This window comes from Kitasatospora sp. NPDC088264, assembly GCF_040685715.1.
Taxonomy (GTDB): Bacteria; Actinomycetota; Actinomycetes; order Streptomycetales; family Streptomycetaceae; genus Kitasatospora.
In genome coordinates this window covers 26,763-43,374 of the sequence record NZ_JBFBIR010000066.1, presented here as the reverse complement: position 1 = coordinate 43,374, position 16,612 = coordinate 26,763, and the positions used below count along the sequence as shown (strand labels likewise).

At 73.3% G+C, this 16,612-nt stretch carries 19 protein-coding genes; 9 read left to right on the top strand and 10 right to left on the bottom strand.

All coding sequences use genetic code 11. The features are described 5' to 3' along the window. Nucleotides 1-118 precede the first annotated feature (118 nt). Together AB0O82_RS33015 and AB0O82_RS33010 are read right to left on the bottom strand one after the other, a co-directional pair. Entirely contained in the window at nt 119-1,795 is a 1,677-nt protein-coding gene (locus tag AB0O82_RS33015; protein WP_363587793.1) for an RICIN domain-containing protein, read from the bottom strand. A gap of 234 nt (nt 1,796-2,029) precedes the next feature. Further along, nucleotides 2,030-2,269 carry a chaplin gene (locus AB0O82_RS33010; RefSeq protein ID WP_363587791.1) on the bottom strand — a complete coding sequence of 80 codons (240 nt, stop codon included), beginning with the start codon at nt 2,267-2,269 and terminating at the stop codon, nt 2,030-2,032. Nucleotides 2,270-2,500: 231 nt separating this feature from the next. Between AB0O82_RS33010 and AB0O82_RS33005 the strand changes: the two genes are divergently transcribed. The 4 genes from AB0O82_RS33005 to AB0O82_RS32990 all read left to right on the top strand — a co-directional run bounded on the left by AB0O82_RS33005 (nt 2,501) and on the right by AB0O82_RS32990 (nt 4,104). Further along, a complete protein-coding gene (locus tag AB0O82_RS33005) occupies nt 2,501-2,752 on the top strand; it encodes a chaplin (RefSeq protein WP_363374899.1) in 252 nt (83 codons plus the stop codon). 235 nt (nt 2,753-2,987) lie between these two features. Further along, on the top strand, nt 2,988-3,230 hold the full coding sequence (locus AB0O82_RS33000; protein ID WP_363587789.1) for a chaplin: 243 nt from the start codon (nt 2,988-2,990) through the stop codon (nt 3,228-3,230). A gap of 105 nt (nt 3,231-3,335) precedes the next feature. Further along, nucleotides 3,336-3,605 (top strand): chaplin, encoded by a 270-nt coding sequence (locus AB0O82_RS32995; RefSeq protein WP_063348863.1) that lies wholly within the window; start codon nt 3,336-3,338, stop codon nt 3,603-3,605. A 118-nt stretch (nt 3,606-3,723) separates the two neighbouring features. Continuing rightward, nucleotides 3,724-4,104: a hypothetical protein gene (locus AB0O82_RS32990; RefSeq protein ID WP_363587787.1), complete on the top strand. Its 381-nt coding sequence runs from the start codon at nt 3,724-3,726 to the stop codon at nt 4,102-4,104. A 79-nt stretch (nt 4,105-4,183) separates the two neighbouring features. Here AB0O82_RS32990 and AB0O82_RS32985 read toward each other — a convergent pair whose 3' ends face one another. Beyond that, complete coding sequence (locus AB0O82_RS32985; RefSeq protein WP_363587785.1) at nt 4,184-4,840, bottom strand: hypothetical protein; 657 nt, start codon at nt 4,838-4,840, stop codon at nt 4,184-4,186. Between the two features lie 302 nt (nt 4,841-5,142). Between AB0O82_RS32985 and AB0O82_RS32980 the strand changes: the two genes are divergently transcribed. The 3 genes from AB0O82_RS32980 (at nt 5,143) to AB0O82_RS32970 (ending at nt 6,414) form a co-directional block, all read left to right on the top strand. Then, complete coding sequence (locus AB0O82_RS32980; RefSeq protein WP_030232098.1) at nt 5,143-5,487, top strand: hypothetical protein; 345 nt, start codon at nt 5,143-5,145, stop codon at nt 5,485-5,487. A gap of 76 nt (nt 5,488-5,563) precedes the next feature. Then, on the top strand, nt 5,564-5,908 hold the full coding sequence (locus tag AB0O82_RS32975; RefSeq protein WP_363587783.1) for a rodlet layer protein: 345 nt from the start codon (nt 5,564-5,566) through the stop codon (nt 5,906-5,908). Nucleotides 5,909-6,147: 239 nt separating this feature from the next. Then, entirely contained in the window at nt 6,148-6,414 is a 267-nt protein-coding gene (locus AB0O82_RS32970; RefSeq protein WP_063348859.1) for a hypothetical protein, read from the top strand. 100 nt (nt 6,415-6,514) lie between these two features. On the opposite strand, the gene hemB is transcribed toward AB0O82_RS32970, so the two are convergent. The 7 genes from hemB to AB0O82_RS32935 all read right to left on the bottom strand — a co-directional run bounded on the left by hemB (nt 6,515) and on the right by AB0O82_RS32935 (nt 13,884). Beyond that, the gene (gene hemB / locus AB0O82_RS32965; RefSeq protein ID WP_363587781.1) at nt 6,515-7,495 is read right to left on the bottom strand and encodes a porphobilinogen synthase; all 981 of its coding nucleotides are present in this window, start codon (nt 7,493-7,495) and stop codon (nt 6,515-6,517) included. Nucleotides 7,496-7,562: 67 nt separating this feature from the next. Continuing rightward, a complete protein-coding gene (locus AB0O82_RS32960) occupies nt 7,563-9,212 on the bottom strand; it encodes a bifunctional uroporphyrinogen-III C-methyltransferase/uroporphyrinogen-III synthase (RefSeq protein ID WP_363587779.1) in 1,650 nt (549 codons plus the stop codon). After that, the gene (gene hemC / locus AB0O82_RS32955) at nt 9,209-10,219 is read right to left on the bottom strand and encodes a hydroxymethylbilane synthase (RefSeq protein ID WP_363587777.1); all 1,011 of its coding nucleotides are present in this window, start codon (nt 10,217-10,219) and stop codon (nt 9,209-9,211) included. Before hemC ends, AB0O82_RS32960 begins: the two co-directional genes overlap by 4 nt. Before the next feature lie 41 nt (nt 10,220-10,260). Then, complete coding sequence (locus AB0O82_RS32950; protein WP_063348855.1) at nt 10,261-11,598, bottom strand: glutamyl-tRNA reductase; 1,338 nt, start codon at nt 11,596-11,598, stop codon at nt 10,261-10,263. Nucleotides 11,599-11,695: 97 nt separating this feature from the next. Then, entirely contained in the window at nt 11,696-12,583 is an 888-nt protein-coding gene (locus AB0O82_RS32945; protein WP_363587805.1) for a redox-sensing transcriptional repressor Rex, read from the bottom strand. 107 nt (nt 12,584-12,690) lie between these two features. Further along, nucleotides 12,691-13,437 (bottom strand): 3'-5' exonuclease, encoded by a 747-nt coding sequence (locus AB0O82_RS32940; protein WP_363587775.1) that lies wholly within the window; start codon nt 13,435-13,437, stop codon nt 12,691-12,693. 162 nt (nt 13,438-13,599) lie between these two features. Beyond that, entirely contained in the window at nt 13,600-13,884 is a 285-nt protein-coding gene (locus tag AB0O82_RS32935; RefSeq protein WP_350878435.1) for a glutaredoxin family protein, read from the bottom strand. A 119-nt stretch (nt 13,885-14,003) separates the two neighbouring features. Here AB0O82_RS32935 and AB0O82_RS32930 point away from each other — a divergent pair, with 119 nt between their 5' ends. Next, nucleotides 14,004-15,065 (top strand): HAD-IB family hydrolase, encoded by a 1,062-nt coding sequence (locus AB0O82_RS32930; protein WP_363587773.1) that lies wholly within the window; start codon nt 14,004-14,006, stop codon nt 15,063-15,065. A gap of 570 nt (nt 15,066-15,635) precedes the next feature. Beyond that, nucleotides 15,636-16,457 carry an ECF subfamily RNA polymerase sigma factor, BldN family gene (locus AB0O82_RS32925; RefSeq protein ID WP_363587803.1) on the top strand — a complete coding sequence of 274 codons (822 nt, stop codon included), beginning with the start codon at nt 15,636-15,638 and terminating at the stop codon, nt 16,455-16,457. Nucleotides 16,458-16,612 lie beyond the last annotated feature (155 nt).

The following is a 16,612-nucleotide window of genomic DNA, read 5'->3' as shown; positions in this document are numbered from 1 at the left end:
GTATGACCGGGACATTCTCCCTGCTGGAGTTCCCCGAGTCAGCCGATTCCACGGTTGTCTACTTCGAAGGGGTGACGAGCGCCGGCCGGTGGGGGCGACGCCACGGAGGTGCCCGGGATCAGCCGTGGAGGTAGACGATGCCGAGTTTGGTGAGCTGCCAGAGCTGGGTCGCGGCGCCGGTGTCGGTGGCGAGTTCGACGGCGGGGTTGCCCTTGGCGTCGAGGGTGGTGCCGGGGGCGATCACCTTGGTCGGGTCCTGGGAGTCGGCGATCTTGTAGCGGCCACCACCGGCCGGCTTGAGGACCCAGTGCTGGTTGCCGCCGCCGTTGCAACGCCACTGCTGGATGCGGGTGCCGGCGGCGGTGGAGGCGGCGTTGGCGTCCAGGCACATGTCCCGGTTGCCGCTGAAGTCGAGCTCGTAGCTGCCGCCGGCCTTGGCCTCCAGGACGAAGGACTGGTTGAGCCCGCCGGTGGCCGGATAGGTGATGGCGGCCCGGCCGTTGGTGGAGTCGCCGTAGGTGCCGCCGCCGGTGAGGTCGAGCGCGTTGCCGCTGGCCGCGTTGGTGAGCTGGTACCAGGAGCCGTCCTCGGGGACGTCCGCGAACGGCTGCCCGGGGGTGAGCGGCTGGATGGAGGTGGTGTTCTGCTGGTTGAGGGTGCAGTAGGCCTGCGCCAGTTCGGGCTTGGCGAAGAACTGGCCGAGGCAGACGCCCTCGCCTCGGTAGCCGGCCACCCTCAGGTGGTACGACTGGCGGACCATGTTCATGCACAGCCCGGGGATGCCGATCTGCGAGTCGCAGCCGTTGCGGGCCCACTCGGCGAGGTTGATGACGTCCCCGTTGCTGTACTCGTATGGGGAACTGGTCCACTCCGCGCAGACCTCGTGGCCGAAGGCGACCCGCCGCTGGTCGAGGTAGCGCACGCCGGGCACCTGCTCGGCGGCGCCGCGCAGCGCGTCGCTGAAGGTCGGCACCACCCAGTTGTGGCCCCAGGCCAGGTCCTCGGGGAAGGCCGGGCAGCCGTCGGCGACCTTGCCGAGGTAGTCGTTGCGCCGGATGTCCGGGGTGATCGGATTGAAGTACGACTGGTAGACCAGCTGGTACGAGGAGTCGGCGTAGCCCGCCTTCCGCATGGTCTGCCGGATGTTCTGGAGCGCGGCGACGACCTTGGGCTGGACCCGCTTGGCGCGCTGGACGATCTCGTCGCTGCCGATGGTGTCGCGGCAGCCCTGGTCCTTGGGGATCGGGAAGTACTGCGCGAGGCAGTGCATCATGATCCCGCTGAAGTCGAAGTCGTCGTTGGCGCCGATCGTGACGACGACCATCTTCACGTCGTACCTGCCCGCCGCGTCGGCGAGTTTGACGTCCTGTTTGGGCTCGCCGAAGTCGCCGCTGCCGGAGCCGGTGACCTTGGCGAGTTCGGGATCGCTGACCAGGTCGCCGGTCTGGGCACCGGAGCAGGCGAGGTCGATCGGGGTGACCCCGGGGATGTCGGTGACGAAGATCTCCGACTTGGGGTGCCGGTGGCAGTAGTTGGTGGGGCTGTCGGTCTCCGGGAAGTAGCCGTCGTTGGTGTCGGTGCCGGCGCCCTCCCCGGAGATGGCGCTGTCGCCCAGGGCGACGATGGCGGCCGGGCGGGTGGCGCCGGCCGCGGGGGCCGGGTCGGCGAGGGCGGCGGGGGCGCCGGCCAGGCCGAGGGCGGCGACGAGGGCGCCGGTGGCGAGCAGTGCGCCGTACGGGGAGCGGCGCGCCACCGTCCGGGGCCGCCGCGCCGCTGTCAGTCGGGACCTGATCACACGCGACTCCTTGCGGGGGGGGTGGGGGGCCGCCCGGCCGGGCGCCGAGCGGCGCGGAGCAAGAAAGGTGAGCAGGTCTCATATTCTAGGTACTGACAAGTAACGCAACAAGGCTTGCGACACCGCCGGAACCTGACGCCCCGACACGCCCCCGGACATGCGGAGAGCCGCCGCCCCGCGCCCCAGGAGGGAAGCGCGGAACGGCGGCTCGTACCGGCCGAACCGGGAGCAGGATCAGCCCAGGTTGGCGCAGTGGTTGCCGAACGCCGGGTTCAGCAGGCCGATGATGTCGATGGTGTTGCCGCACAGGTTGACCGGCACGTGAACCGGAACCTGAACCTGGTTGCCCGAGATGACACCGGGGGAACCCGCGGCGACACCCTCGGCGCCGGAGCTGGCCATCGCGGTGCCGGCGCCGGCGGCCACGATGCCCACCACGGCCGCGCCGACGGCGGCGGTCTTCTTGATGCTCATACGAGCCTCCTGACTGTTCATACAGAGATGCACGGGGAGTGCGACATCAAGAACGACACCCACCCGGGCCGGTTGCGACAGTGGACGCACTGTCACCCATCCGGCCCAACGGGGACGGCGACCGGCATTCGGGTGATCAGCGGACCGGACCGTTTCCCCTCGCGCGGTGCCTCGTTCTCTCTGGCGGAACACGATCCACCCGGTCCCCTTCACACGAATCGAGTACCGCCCATGCGCAAGCTCGCCCACGGCGTCGTCGGCACCGCGGCCAGCGCCGCCCTGCTCGCCGCCGGCGCCGGCGTCGCATCCGCCCACCACCTGCACGGCGCGTCCGCCGAGGGTGTCGCGGCCGGCTCGGCCGGCGTGGTCTCGGGCAACTCAGTGGAGGTGCCCGTGCACATTCCGCTCAACGTGTGCGGCAACTCGATCGACGTGGTGGGCCTTCTGAACCCGGCGTTCGGCAATAACTGCCTCAGCGCCTGACCGGGAATTCCCCTGGTCGCACCTCCGCCCGAACCGCTCCCGGCCGTGCGGGAATTGTTCGCGAGGTGCTGGAAGAACGCGGCGGCCGCGTCGACGCCCGAGCCATGGGCGAAACACGCCGGTGTGCGCCGCCGGAGTGACAATCACGGCAATCCCCAGAAGCCAGCGGGTGAGTATTCGTGCTCGCCCGGCTCCCGACATTTCCCATCCGTCGGGCAGAAAACGGAGGAAAGACATGCGCAACTTCAAGAAGGCCGCCGTCCTGTCCCTGGCCGCCACCGGTCTGGTCCTCGGTGCCGCCGGCGGTGCGTTCGCCAGCTCCGGCGCCGAGGGCGTGGCCGCCGGCTCCCCCGGCGTGCTCTCCGGCAACCAGATCCAGATCCCGGTGCACGTCCCGATCAACCTGTGCGGCAACTCCATCAACGTCATCGGCCTGCTCAACCCGGCGTTCGGCAACACCTGCGTCAACGCCGGCTGAACCGGCCGTCGCCGCACCGTCGACAGCTGATTCACCGAGTGCCGCGCCCCGCGACGCCGGGGCGCGGCACGCTCCACCCGTGTGTGATCGAGGAGATCAACCCCCATGCAGAACGTGAAGAAGGCCGCCGTCCTGTCCGCCGCCGCTGCCGGCCTGGTGCTCGGCGCGGCCGGGTCCGCCGCCGCCAGCTCCGGCGCCGAGGGCGTGGCCGCCGGCTCCCCCGGTGTCGTCTCCGGCAACCAGGTCCAGATCCCGGTGCACATCCCGGTCAACCTGTGCGGCAACTCCATCAACATCGTCGGCCTGCTGAACCCGGCGTTCGGCAACAGCTGCGCCAACGTGGAGCTCCCCCCGCCGCCCGCGGACGACTGCTGATCCCCGATCGGCACCCGTTCCGGCCGTACTGCCCCCCGACCAGCCGGCCGGGGGGCAGTTCGGCATCCCCGGGCGGCCGGTGGCCGTCCGGCCCCCGATCCACCGAAGGGTGATCCGCATGGTTTCGAAGAAGAGCGGGGCCTGCCTGGTCGTCGCCGTCGGCGCCACGGTGCTGCTCGGCGCCGGCTCGGCGCAGGCCGCCACCACGACCGGTTCGGCCCCCGCGTCGGGCCCGGCCAAGCTGGCGAAGACCGATGTCGGTCAGGCGCTGAACGGGACGACCTCCGGCCTCGGCTACGGGCTCGCGCCGGTCAAGGACCTGCGCCTGGACCCGTGGGCGAACTCCTCGGCCGACGTGCTCAACAACGGCGCGACCGTCAAGCCCGACCAGGGCCTGGCCCCGGTCGGCACCGGCGGGCTGACCGGCCCGCTGAGCGCGGGCGGCGGCATCCGGGACCTCCCGCTGGTCGGTGGGCTGACCGGCGTGCTGCCGGGCTGAGCCGCCCGGCGCAGGCGGGAGCCCGGCACCCCGGTCGCGTCCGGGGTGCCGGGCTCCACCGTGCCCGGAGCCGCTGGGCTCAGAGCTGGGTCAGGTCGGTCAGGCCGGTCTGCTGCACCACGCCGGTGGTGGACGCGGTGGTGGTCGCGGCCAGGTCGCCCACCTTGTCGGTGACCGAGATCGGGTGGTCGTCGTCGCCGAGGCTGGCAGTGGCACCCGGAACGGCCTGCACCGTGCCGGTGACCAGTCGCGGGTCCACCTCGCCCACCTTGAGCCGGCCGTCGGCCAGCTGGCCGGTGCCGTCCTGGACGAGGGCGAGCGGCTTGCCGACGGCGAGGCCGGGGGTGTCGGCGTGCAGCGGCGCGGCCGGGGCCTCCAGCAGCACCTGGCCGAGGTCGGCGCCCTGGTCGACCAGCGGGAGCGGCAACTGGGCCTTGGCGCTCGGGCCGACCTTCCCGGTCTGCAGCTCGGGGACCAGCCGGTCCGGGATGAGCTCGGTGCTGGTGGTGCGGCCGGGCGCCGGCGGCAGGAGCAGCGAGGTCGGGATGCCGGCCGTGACGCGGCTGCCGAGCGGGGTGAGCGGAACGTCCGCCGGGACCTGCTGGGTGGCCAGCTTGTCCTCCAGGGCACCGACCTGGTCGGGGCTGACCGGGGCGGCACTGGCCGCTCCCTGGGAGGCGAGCATGCCCGCACCGACCGCCAACAGCATCGCGCCGGCCCGCTTGGAGAACTTCATGCTTTTCACCGTTCTGCCTGTCCGTACTGGAGATCCCTGAAGGGAGGGGCTGCGGGGCGCAGCCGGAAAGCAATCTGCCTCAACGAGTGACCGTGAGTACGGATTGCGGCGGTTAACCGGTTCGGCCTAATAATCCGACCGGAAACCACTCTTCGACGCGCCTCCCGGACTCTTTTCAAAAATCCCCGTAACCTTCCGTGCCGTCATTCTTTGATCTGGACGTCAGTGACTGCAGACCGGGTCTGAGCGTTCTACGCGTTGTACGCACGGAAACCAAGAGCATTTCAGAGAGGGATCTCCCCATGATCCAGAAGTCCTTCGCCGCCGCCGGCCTGGCCGTCGCCGCGCTGGCCGCCGCCGCCGCGCCCGCCTCGGCGATCGGTGACGCGGACGGCGCCGCAGCCTCCATCGAGGGCAACGGCGGCACCAACTTCACCGGCACGGTCGGGAACAACAGCCCGAACTTCCACTTCCTGGACAACGCGAACGTCTGCCTCCCCGAGATCCACAACATCGCGGTGGGCGTGCTCGGCGTGGCCGTCCCGGTCGAGGTCCCGATCGCCAACAGCGGTGGCAAGCAGTACTGCACCCAGGGCCAGGGCACCCAGAGCCACGGCGACGCGGGCGTGTCCCACCTGATCGGCTGACCGTTCCCCCAGCTGCACTCCCCTGAACCACCCTTCGAATCGCTCCCCGATTCACCCCTCGAGAGGAAAACCGGAAATGATCAAGAAGTCCCTCGCCGCCGCCGGCCTGGCCGCCGCCGCCATCGCGATGTCCGCCGGCTCGGCCTCCGCCATCGTCGACTCGGACGGCGCCGCCACCTCCGTCCAGGGCAACGGCGGCACCAACCAGACCGGCACCCACGGCAACGGCAGCCCGAACTTCCACACCCTGGACAACGCGAACATCTGCCTGCCGGAGGTCCACAACATCGCCGTCGCCGTGGTCGGCGTCGCGGTTCCGGTCGAGGTGCCGATCCTGAACAGCACCCCGAAGCAGATCTGCAACGTCGGCCAGAACACCCAGTCCTCGGGCGACGCGGGCGTTTCGCACCTGATCGGCTGATCAAGGGGCACGGCACGGACGGAGGGCCCGGGGAGGTACGTCTCCCCGGGCCCTCCGGGCGCTACGGGCGCTCGAGGCGCCACGGGCGAGGTGTCCGGCCGGCCGCCGCCGAACAGGCGCGGACCGGCCGGGTGAGCGGACGTTCGGACCGGCGCGTGGGGTGCCGACCCGAACGGCCGGATGTGATCACGTGTCAGAGGCAGCGCCCGCCGGGGCGCTCCGAAAGAGAGGGCATTTCCATGAAGAGCAAGCTGGCCAAGGCCGCACTGACCGCCACCGCCGCGCTGGCGCTCGCGGGTGCCGCCACCCCGGCGTTCGCGCACGTCGGCTTCGCGGGCGGCGGCGAGTTCGTCGCCTCGGGCGACCAGCCGTTCGTGGCCGGTGCCGGCTTCGGCGTCGGCCACACCAGCGACGTCATCGCCGGCGGCTTCGGCGGCGGCGCCGCCACCTCCACCGACGTGATCGGCGGCGGCGAGGGCTTCGCGCACATCAACGGCTGGAAGTAGAACCCGGAAGGCCGGGCCGCCCCCACGGGGAACGGCCCGGCCTTCTCGTTGCCCGCACCGCCCCGAGCGAGCCTGAGGCGAGCGGGCGAGTGACCGCCGACTACTTGAGCATCGCGGCGGCCTCGACCGCCCAGTAGGTGAGGATCTGCTCGGCGCCGGCGCGGCGGATCGAGGTGAGCGTCTCCATGATCATCCGCTCCCGGTCGATCCAGCCGTTCGCCGCGGCCGCCTCGACCATCGCGTACTCGCCGGACACCTGGTACGCGGCGACCGGCACCGGGGAGGCGTCGGCGACCTGGCGCAGGATGTCCAGGTAGGCCATGGCCGGCTTGACCATCACCAGGTCGGCGCCCTCGGCGAGGTCCTGCTCCAGCTCGCGCAGCGCCTCACGGGCGTTGGCCGGGTCCTGCTGGTAGCTCTTGCGGTCGCCCTTGAGCGAGGAGCCGACCGCCTCGCGGAACGGCCCGAAGAACGCCGAGGCGTACTTGGCGGTGTAGGCGAGGATGCCCACGTCCTGGTGCCCGGCCTCGTCCAACGCCCGCCGGATCACGCCGATCTGGCCGTCCATCATGCCGGACGGGCCGACCAGGTGGACGCCCGCGTCCGCCTGCACCCGGGCCATCTCGGCGTAGCGCTCCAGGGTGGCGTCGTTGTCCACGCTGCCGTCGGCGGCCAGCACGCCGCAGTGGCCGTGGTCGGTGTACTCGTCCAGGCAGAGGTCGGACATGACCACCAGGGCGTCGCCGACCTCGGCGACCACGTCGCGGATCGCCTGCTGGAGGATGCCGTCCGGGTTGGTGCCCTCGCTGCCGGTGGCGTCCTGCACGGCCGGCACGCCGAACAGCATCAGGCCGCCCAGGCCCGCCTCGGCCGCCTCCACCGCGGCCTTGCGCAGGGTGTCCCGGGTGTGCTGGACCACGCCCGGCATGGAGGTGACCGGGACGGGCTCGCTGACGCCCTCGCGGACGAACAGCGGCAGGATCAGCTCCGCCGGGTGCAGCCGGGTCTCGGCGACCAGGCGGCGCATCGCCGGGCTCTGGCGCAGCCGGCGCGGGCGTACGTACGGGAATTCAGCGGACACGGCTTCTCTCTCCGAACGGTTGTGCAGTGCCGGGGGCGACGGATCGCCGCCCCCGGTCCCGAGGGTGTCAGCGGGCCTTGCGGCGCGAACCCGGACGGCGCTCGCTGGGCCGGTAGACCGGCTCGCCGGCGGCCGTGGCGGTGTCGCGGCGCCTGGCCCCGAAGTCTGCCAGCGCCTGGGCCAGCGCGGCCGCCGACGGCGCCGGGGCCATCACGTCGACCCGCAGGCCGTGCTCCTCGGCGGTCTTGGCGGTGGCCGGGCCGATGCAGGCGATGACCGTGACGTTGTGCGGCTTGCCCGCGATGCCGACCAGGTTCCGCACGGTCGAGGACGAGGTGAAGAGCACCGCGTCGAAGCCGCCGCCCTTGATCGCCTCGCGGGTCTCGGCCGGCGGCGGCGAGGCGCGCACCGTCCGGTACGCCGTCACGTCGTCGACCTCCCAGCCCAGCTCGACCAGGCCGGCCACCAGGGTCTCGGTGGCGATGTCGGCACGCGGCAGCAGGACCCGGTCGATCGGATCGAACACCGGGTCGTACGGCGGCCAGTCCTCCAGCAGGCCGGCCGCGGACTGCTCGCCGGAGGGCACCAGGTCCGGCTTCACGCCGAAGTCCACCAGGGCCTGCGCGGTGGTCTCGCCGACCGCCGCGACCTTGATCCCGGCGAACGCGCGGGCGTCCAGGCCGTACTCCTCGAACTTCTCCCGGACCGCCCGGACCGCGTTCACCGAGGTGAAGGCGATCCACTCGTAGCGGCCGGTGACCAGGCCCTTGATGGCCCGCTCCATCTGCTGCGGGGTGCGCGGCGGCTCGACCGCGATGGTCGGCACCTCCTGCGGCACCGCGCCGTACGAGCGCAGCTGCTCGGACAGGCCGGTGGCCTGCTCCTTGGTGCGCGGCACGAGCACGTTCCAGCCGAACAGCGGCTTGGTCTCGAACCACGAGTGCGAGGACCGGTGGGCGACCTGCTCGCCCACCACGGCTATCACCGAGGTCGCCGGGTCCACCGGGGCGGAGACCGGCGAGGGCAGCACCCGGGCGGCCTTCAGGTCGGCGGCGATGCCGGACAGGGTGGAGGTGAAGGTCCGCTGGCGGGTGGTGGTGCCGGAGAGCGTGGCGCTCAGCGCCGACTCCGGCTTGCGGCCGTTGGCGACCAGGGCGCCCGCGGTGGCCGGCAGCTGGCCCAGGGTGGTCCGGACCACCAGGGTGGTCTCCGGCGCGCCCAGGTCCACCGGGCTGCCGGCCAGCAGCGCGGTGCCGTCCACGAAGCGCACGTCGGTGCCGGCCGCACCGCGCAGCGGGACGCCCGCGTACGCCGGGACGCCGACCGACTGGGCGACGCCCGGGATCACCTCGAAGGGGATGCCGTCGCCGGCGCAGCTGAGCATCTCCTCGGCGGCGCAGCCGTCCAGGCCCGGGTCGCCGTCGACGGTGCGGACCACGTGCTTGCCGGCCCGCACGGCCTCGGCGACCAGCCGGGCCAGGTCGAAGTCCGCGCCCTCGGCGGCCGGGGTGTGCACCTGCACACCGGCCGGGCAGTGGGTGCGCACGGCCACCGCGGTCAGCGGGTCGGCGACCAGGATGTCGGCCGAGGACAGCACCTCGACCGCGCGCAGGGTCAGCAGCCCCGGGTCCCCGGGGCCCGCGCCCAGGAAGGTGCACCGTCCGGTGGCGGACTGGCCGCCCGGGAACGGGGTTTCGGTGGCGGCGGTGGGGCTCATCGGGCTCGCTCCCCCATCAGGGTGGCCGCGCCCGCGTCGAGCAGCCGGGCGGCCAGCGCGCGGCCGAGGGCCGTCGCGTGCTGCTCGGCGGTCTCGTCGAGGACGATCGGACCGTTGGCGGACATCTTCAGCAGGGCGGCGCCGTCGGGGTCGCCGACCACGCCCTCCAGCCGCAGTTCGTTCGGTCGGACCCAGGTGGCCAGCGCGGCCACCGGAGCCGAGCAGCCGGCCTCCAGGGTGGCCAGCAGGGCCCGCTCGGCGACCACGGCGACCCTCGTGGGGGCGTGGTCCAGGGCGGCGAGCGCGGCGGTCAGGTCGGTGTCGGCGCTGGTGCACTCGATCGCGAGCGCGCCCTGGCCGGGGGCCGGAACCATCAGCTCCGGGTCGAGGTGCTGGGAGATCTCGGCGCTGCGGCCGAGCCGGTTGAGGCCGGCCGTAGCCAGCACCACCGCGTCCAGCTCGCCGCTGGTCACGTAGCCGATCCGGGTGTCCACGTTGCCGCGGATCGCGACGGTCTCCAGCGCGGCGCCGCGGGCGGTGGCCCAGGCGTTCAGCTGGGCCATCCGGCGCGGCGAGCCGGTGCCGATCCGGGCCGGGCGGCCGGCGCCGGCCAGCTTCTCCACCAGCTCGTCCAGGGTCAGGCCCTCGGCGGCGACCAGGGCGTCCCGGGCGTCCTCGCGCTCGGGGACGGCGGCCAGCGCCAGGCCCTCCGGGGCGGCGGTGGGCAGGTCCTTGAGCGAGTGCACGGCGAAGTCGATCCGGCCCTCCAGCAGCGCGTCCCGCAGGGCGGAGACGAACACGCCGGTGCCGCCGATCTGCGCCAGCGCCTCCCGGGAGGTGTCGCCGTAGGTGGTGATCTCGACCAGCTCGACGGGGCGCCCGGTGACCCGGGTGACCTCGCGGGCCACCATGCCCGACTGGGCCATGGCGAGCGCGCTGCGCCGGGTGCCGAGCCGCAGGGTCGCGGTGGCGGCCGGAGTCTGCTCCGTGATCGGTTGACCATTCATGAGGTGATCGTCCCGGTGGTACTCGTGGGATGGCTGACGGTTCATCTGGCGCCCCCGCCCGAGGGCTGGGGGCCGCCGACGGGTGTGCCCGACACGGCGTGCACGGCCGCCGGGTCGAGGTCGAACAACTCGCGCAGCGCGTCCGCGTAGGAGGCGCCGCCGGGCTCGGCGGCCAACTGCTTCACCCGGACGGTCGGGGCGTGCAGCAGCTTGTCGACGACGCGGCGGACGGTCTGGGTGATCTCCGCGCGGGAGCGCTCGTCCAGGTCGGGCAGCCGGGAGTCCAGCCGGCCCAGCTCGGCGGAGACCACGCCGGAGGCCATCGCCCGCAGCGCGACCACGGTCGGCGCGATCCGGGCGGCCCGCTGGGCGGCGCCGAAGGCGGCCACCTCGTCGGCGACGATCCGGCCGACCTGGTCCACGTCACCGGCGCCGGGGGTGGCGGCGTGCGCGTGGGAGAGGCTCTCCAGGTCCACCAGCAGGGCGCCGGGCAGCTCGTGCACGGCGTGGTCGACGTCGCGCGGCATGGCGAGGTCGAGCAGGGCGAGCGGCTGGTCGGCGGTGCGGGCGGCGACCGCGGCGGCCACGTCCCCGGCCTTGACCACCACGCCGGCCGCGCCGGTGCAGGAGATCACCAGGTCGACGTCGGCCAGCGCCTCCGGCACCTTGGCCAGGTCCAGGGTGCGGGCCACGCCGGAGCCGAGGATCTCGACCAGGCGCTCGGCGCGGGCCGGCGTCCGGTTGGCGATCAGCACGTCGGTGACGCCGGAGCGGACCAGGGTGGCGGCGGCCAGCGAGCTCATCGAGCCCGCGCCGACCACCAGCGCCCGCTTGCCGGCGATCTCGCCAGCGCCCGCCGCAACCTGCTCCAGGCCGAAGGTCACCAGCGACTGTCCGGCCTTGTCGATGCCGGTCTCGCTGTGCGCCCGCTTGCCGACCCGCAGCGCCTGCTGGAACAGCTCGTTCAGGCCGCGCCCGGCGGTGTGCTCCTCCTGCGCGGTGGCCAGCGCGTCGCGCAGCTGGCCGAGGATCTGGCCCTCGCCGACCACCATCGAGTCCAGGCCGCAGGCCACCGAGAACAGGTGGTGGACGGCGCGGTCCTCGTAGTGGACGTAGAGGTGGGAGGTCAGCTCCTCCAGGTCCACCCCGCTGTGATGGGCGAGCAGCAGCGACAGCTCGGCGACGCCGGCGTGGAACTTGTCCACGTCCGCGTACAGCTCGATCCGGTTGCAGGTGTTGAGCAGCGCGGCCTCGGCGACGGTCGCGGTGGCGGCCGCGTCGTGCAGCAGCCGGGTCGGCACCTCACCGGTCAGCGCGGCGCGCTCCAGCACGCCGACCGGCGCCGTGCGATGGCTCAGTCCAACGACGAGAAGACTCACGCCCGCCCCCAGGTCCCACGGTTGTCCGTACTCATGCCGCCCCGCACCGCTCGGCGGGCGCTTCGCACGACCTGCGTCCTGCGGCTGACTCGCTCGCTCATGCGGGCATCACCGCGGGGAGATCGCCCTCCCCGCCCTTGCCGGACTGGCCCTGCTCGGCCTGGTCCTTGGCCGCGGTCTCGGCGGTGCCGCGGCCCTTGCCGCTGCCGCCCGCCGCGCGGCGCAGCTTGGCCGCCGCCGCCCGGACCGGGCCCGGGGCGCGGTCCAGCACCGACTCGGTGCGGTCCGGCTCCTCGCCGGCCTTGCGCTGCTCGTGGAAGGCCAGGATCTGCAGCTCGATGGAGAGGTCGACCTTGCGCACGTCCACGCCGTCCGGGACGGTCAGCACGGTCGGGGCGAAGTTGAGGATGCTGGTGACGCCGGCCTCCACCAGCCGGTCGCAGACCTGCTGGGCGGCGCCGGGCGGGGTGGTGATCACACCGATCGAGACGTGCTGGCTCTCGACGATCGACTCCAGCTCGTCCATGTGCCGCACCGGCAGGCCGGCCGCGCTGCCGCCGACCACGTTCGGGTCGGCGTCCAGCAGGGCGGCCACCCGGAAACCGCGGGAGGCGAAGCCGCCGTAGTTGGCGAGGGCGTGGCCGAGGTTCCCGATGCCGACGATGACGACCGGCCAGTCCTGGGTCAGGCCCAGCTCGCGGGAGATCTGGTAGACGAGGTACTCGACGTCGTAGCCGACGCCGCGGGTGCCGTAGGAGCCCAGGTAGGAGAAGTCCTTGCGCAGCTTCGCCGAGTTCACGCCGGCGGCGGCGGCCAGCTCCTCGGAGGAGACCGTCGGCACCGAACGCTCGGAGAGCGCGGTGAGCGCGCGCAGGTAGAGGGGGAGGCGGGCGACGGTCGCCTCCGGGATGCCCCGGGCACGCGAGGGTCGGCGCGCGGCGCCCTGGTCGGGCGTCTGCGAACTGCTCTGTGGTGATCGGCCGATTGCCACGGTGCTCCTGTGGGTGAAGCTGGGCTTTGGCAGCCAGGCTATGCGTTTGTGAACGTGTGCACAAAGATGGTGTCCGTTTTGTCCCCACACAGTGATGCGCATCACGCCGTCGAGCCCATAGCACCGCGCTCCGTCAGGAGGACGGCCGGGGCGGGCGCGGTGGGCAGCCACGGGCCGTACGGCGCCTCCCGGTGTACCAGCGGGACGGGCGTGCCGGACGGGCGGGAGCGGGCCCGGCCCAGCCGCGGCCAGGGCACCCGGGCCGCCTCGCGCAGCGGGCCCGCCCAGTCGTCCGGCGGGCAGGACGGGACGCCGACGCAGTGCCGCAGCAGCTCGGCGGTCACCCGGGCGTCGCCCAGCGCGGTGTGCGCCGGGTACCAGCCCAGGCCCGCCGCCTCCACGCAGGCCGCCAGGCCGTGGCCGCGGGCCTGCGGCAGGTGGGCGCGGGCCAGCCGCATCGTGCACAGCAGCGGCACGGGCGGCAGCGCGACCCCGATCCGGGCGAACTCGCGATCCAGGAATTTGTGGTCGCAGCTGACGTGGTGACCCACCAGCACCCGGCCGGCCAGCAGCTCCAGCAGCCGCGGGGCGATCTCCCGGAAACGCGGGGCGCCCTCGACGTCCGCCTGGTGTATCCGGTGCACGTGGGTCGGACCGACCGGGCCCAGCGGGTCGAGCAGGGTGGCGAACTCCCCCTCCGGGCGCAGCCGCTCGTCCAGCAGGACCACCGCGATCTCGACCACCCGGTGCCGCCACGGGCTGCGGCCGGTCGCCTCCACGTCCACCACGGCGAAGCCCCTGGCGCCCGGCGGGGCTTCGGGCGTCCCAGGGGTCGGGCCGGGAAGCATGGCGGCACTCCTCGCGTGCTCAGCCCCCCTCGGGCGCAAACGCGTTCGATCGTAAGCCGACCAACCGGCCCCGGCCCAAGCCGGACCGGGGTGTCTTTGACAACGATTCGGCGAACCGCCCCCGCCGAGTGGCGGGGCGGCAGCGGCGGTACGCGGGAGCGGTCAGCCGCCGAGGGCGGCGCGCAGGCGGCGCTCGTCGACCCGCCAGAAGTCGTGCTGGCGGCCGTCGATCAGGGTCACCGGGATCTGCTCCCAGTAGCGCCGGTACAACTCCTCGTCCTGGGTGATGTCCTTCTCCTCGAAGGTCGCGCCCAGCTCGCCCGTCACCCGGACGATCACCTCCCGGGCGTCGTCGCACAGGTGGCAGCCGGGCTTGCCGACCAGGGTCACGGTGCGGTCGGCCGGCGCGGGCTTCGGGCTCTTGTCACGTCGCAGCAGTGGGCTCACCCGGCCATTGTCCGCCCGCCCGGCGGCCGCCCCGCCGGGGCCCGGGACCGCCCGGTGTTCACCGCGCGGGCACGCCGCCGTCACGGCCGCCGCGCGCCCGGCTGGCTATGCTCGATGACATGGCCGTGCTCCGAAGGCTCACCCAGGCGAAGCGTTCCACCACCGAGCGGAGCGCCCTGGCGGGCGAGGCTGCCGCCGAGGCGGCGGCAGCTGCGCTGCAGGCCGAGCCGGAGTCGGCCACCGCCCCCGCGGAGAGCACCGCGCCCGCCGGGAGCACCGCTCCGGCCGAGGTCGCCGCCGGGAGCACCGAGAGCGCCGAGAGCGCCGGGAGCGCCGCGCCCGCCGCGGGCAGGCCCGGCAAGGCGCCCAAGGCCCCGGCCGAGAACCACACCCCCGAGCCGGGCGACCCGCGCGCCGCCGCGTTCTTCGACTGCGACAACACCATCCTGCGCGGGGCCGCGATCTTCTACCTCGGGGTCGGCCTCTACCGGCGCGGCTTCCTCACCCGCCGCGACATCGCCCGGTTCGCCTGGCAGCAGGCCTGGTTCCGGCTGAACGGCGCCGAGGACCCGGAGCACATCTCGGACGCCCAGCACACCGCGCTCGGCCTGGTCGCCGGGAAGAGCACCGCCGACCTGGAGGCGATCTGCGAGGAGGTCTTCGAGCAGGTCGTGGCCGACAAGATCTGGCCCGGCACCCGCGCCCTGGTCCAGATGCACCTGGACGCCGGCCAGCGGGTCTGGCTGGTCACCGCCGCCCCGCTGGAGGTGGCCCGGGTGATCGCCCGCCGGCTCGGCATGACCGGCGCCCTGGGCACCGTCGCCGAGGCCGACGGCGGCCGGTACACCGGCCGGCTGGTCGGCGAGCTGCTGCACGGCCCGGCCAAGGCGGCCGCGGTGCACGCGCTGGCCCGGCACGAGCGGCTGGACCTCGACCGCTGCGCCGCGTACAGCGACTCGGCCAACGACATCCCGATGCTCTCGCTGGTCGGCCACCCGTACGTGGTGAACCCGGACGGCGCGCTGCGCCGCCACGCCCGGGCCCAGGGCTGGCGGGTGCGGGACTTCCGGACCGGCCGGAAGGCGGCCCGGGTGGGACTGCCGGCCGCGGCCGCGCTCGGGGTGCTCGCGGGTGCGGCGGCCGCCGGGGTGGCCCTGAACCGCCGCCGCCGCTGCGCCTGACGGGCTTCCGCCACCCCCGGTCGCGCCCCCAGCCGACAAGCCTGCCCGCGGCCTCCCCACGGCCTCCCCACGCGGGCGACCGGCCGTCAACCAGGCCTCTGACCTGGCCCCTCGTACGGGCGAACTCCCGTTTCCGGTACGGCTTTCCGGCCCAATGAACGAACCTGTCACCCGGTGACTGGTTCTGATCGTTCGCCAGACCGGGAAAGTCGGGGGTTGCCGGGCCTCAAGACTGGGAAACCACCGGCCTGACCGCCGAATTGGTCACCCTGGGCGCCCGAACGGTCACGTTGAGCCGGATGAACGATGACAGGTCCGGTCAGTGTCAGCCGAATATGCGCGATAAATGGATCCCAAACGACCACTTCGACCACACGGTGTAGCTGTCATTGCACAAAGCGTTATTCTCTCCTGGATGCACGTCACCCACGCGCCCCGCTCGAACGGGCGGCGCGGGAGTGCTCTCCGCGCAGGCGGAGGTGATCCGTCCACAGTTCTGCCTCTGGGAGTCCCGTGTACCCACCCGTCCGGAACGACGCGCCTGCACCCTCCCGCCCGTCGTCCGCGCCTCTGCGCCCCCGCACCGGCCTCCGCGGCCGCCCCGTCGCCGACCGGCAGATCTCCACCGGCCTGGACCTGCTGCGCAACCTGCTCCGCAGCCAGCTCGCCGCCTCGCCCCAACTCGTGCCCGCCGGAGCCCCGTTCGGACACCCGCACGGCTCCGGCCTGGCGCTGCGCACCACCGCCGCCGGCTCCACCGGCACCGGCTCGCGCGGCCGCACCGGCAGCACCGGCGTCGGCCGCGGCCGCGCCCGGACCGCGCCGAGCCCCGGCTACGAGACCGAGCACAACCCGATCATGGAGCTGGTCGAGCGGGCCCAGGCCGGCGAGAGCGAGGCCTTCGGCCGGCTCTACGACCACTACTCGGACACCGTCTACCGCTACATCTACTACCGGGTCGGCAGCCGGGCCACCGCCGAGGACCTCACCAGCGAGACGTTCCTGCGCGCGCTGCGCCGGATCGGCACCTTCACCTGGCAGGGCCGGGACTTCGGCGCCTGGCTAGTGACCATCGCCCGCAACCTGGTCGCCGACCACTTCAAGTCCAGCCGCTTCCGGCTGGAGGTGACCACCGGCGAGATGCTCGACTCCAACGAGTGCGAGCGCAGCCCGGAGGAGTCGGTGCTGGAGTCGCTCTCCAACGCCGCCCTGCTGGACGCGGTGCACCGGCTCAACCCGCAGCAGCAGGAGTGCGTGACGCTCCGCTTCCTCCAGGGGCTCTCGGTGGCCGAGACCGCGCGGATCATGGGCAAGAACGAGGGTGCCATCAAGACCCTCCAGTACCGCGCCGTCCGCACCCTGGCCCGACTGCTGCCGCCGGACGCCCGGTGAGGCCGCGGTGACCGGGGGCGGCATAGCCGGCGGGCGGCCCGACGGGCCGTCACCGTCCGCACCCGACCGACACGTCCGGGTGAACGGTCGATCCGATGATCAGCCGTGCGTAACCCACCGCCCGCACCACTCGTTGGCCAGCATGCAAGTCCCCA

What these genes read in the sequence shown, in the direction of transcription:
- AB0O82_RS33010 (WP_363587791.1), bottom strand. Translation starts at nt 2,269, where the DNA reads ATGAGCATCAAGAAGACCGCCGCCGTCGGCGCGGCCGTGGTGGGCATC.
- AB0O82_RS33000 (WP_363587789.1), top strand. Translation starts at nt 2,988, where the DNA reads ATGCGCAACTTCAAGAAGGCCGCCGTCCTGTCCCTGGCCGCCACCGGT.
- hemC (WP_363587777.1), bottom strand. Translation starts at nt 10,219, where the DNA reads ATGAATGGTCAACCGATCACGGAGCAGACTCCGGCCGCCACCGCGACC.
- AB0O82_RS32990 (WP_363587787.1), top strand. Translation starts at nt 3,724, where the DNA reads ATGGTTTCGAAGAAGAGCGGGGCCTGCCTGGTCGTCGCCGTCGGCGCC.
- AB0O82_RS32940 (WP_363587775.1), bottom strand. Translation starts at nt 13,437, where the DNA reads ATGCTTCCCGGCCCGACCCCTGGGACGCCCGAAGCCCCGCCGGGCGCC.
- AB0O82_RS32970 (WP_063348859.1), top strand. Translation starts at nt 6,148, where the DNA reads ATGAAGAGCAAGCTGGCCAAGGCCGCACTGACCGCCACCGCCGCGCTG.
- AB0O82_RS32985 (WP_363587785.1), bottom strand. Translation starts at nt 4,840, where the DNA reads ATGAAGTTCTCCAAGCGGGCCGGCGCGATGCTGTTGGCGGTCGGTGCG.
- AB0O82_RS33005 (WP_363374899.1), top strand. Translation starts at nt 2,501, where the DNA reads ATGCGCAAGCTCGCCCACGGCGTCGTCGGCACCGCGGCCAGCGCCGCC.
- AB0O82_RS32980 (WP_030232098.1), top strand. Translation starts at nt 5,143, where the DNA reads ATGATCCAGAAGTCCTTCGCCGCCGCCGGCCTGGCCGTCGCCGCGCTG.
- AB0O82_RS32960 (WP_363587779.1), bottom strand. Translation starts at nt 9,212, where the DNA reads ATGAGCCCCACCGCCGCCACCGAAACCCCGTTCCCGGGCGGCCAGTCC.
- AB0O82_RS32930 (WP_363587773.1), top strand. Translation starts at nt 14,004, where the DNA reads ATGGCCGTGCTCCGAAGGCTCACCCAGGCGAAGCGTTCCACCACCGAG.
- AB0O82_RS32995 (WP_063348863.1), top strand. Translation starts at nt 3,336, where the DNA reads ATGCAGAACGTGAAGAAGGCCGCCGTCCTGTCCGCCGCCGCTGCCGGC.
- AB0O82_RS32975 (WP_363587783.1), top strand. Translation starts at nt 5,564, where the DNA reads ATGATCAAGAAGTCCCTCGCCGCCGCCGGCCTGGCCGCCGCCGCCATC.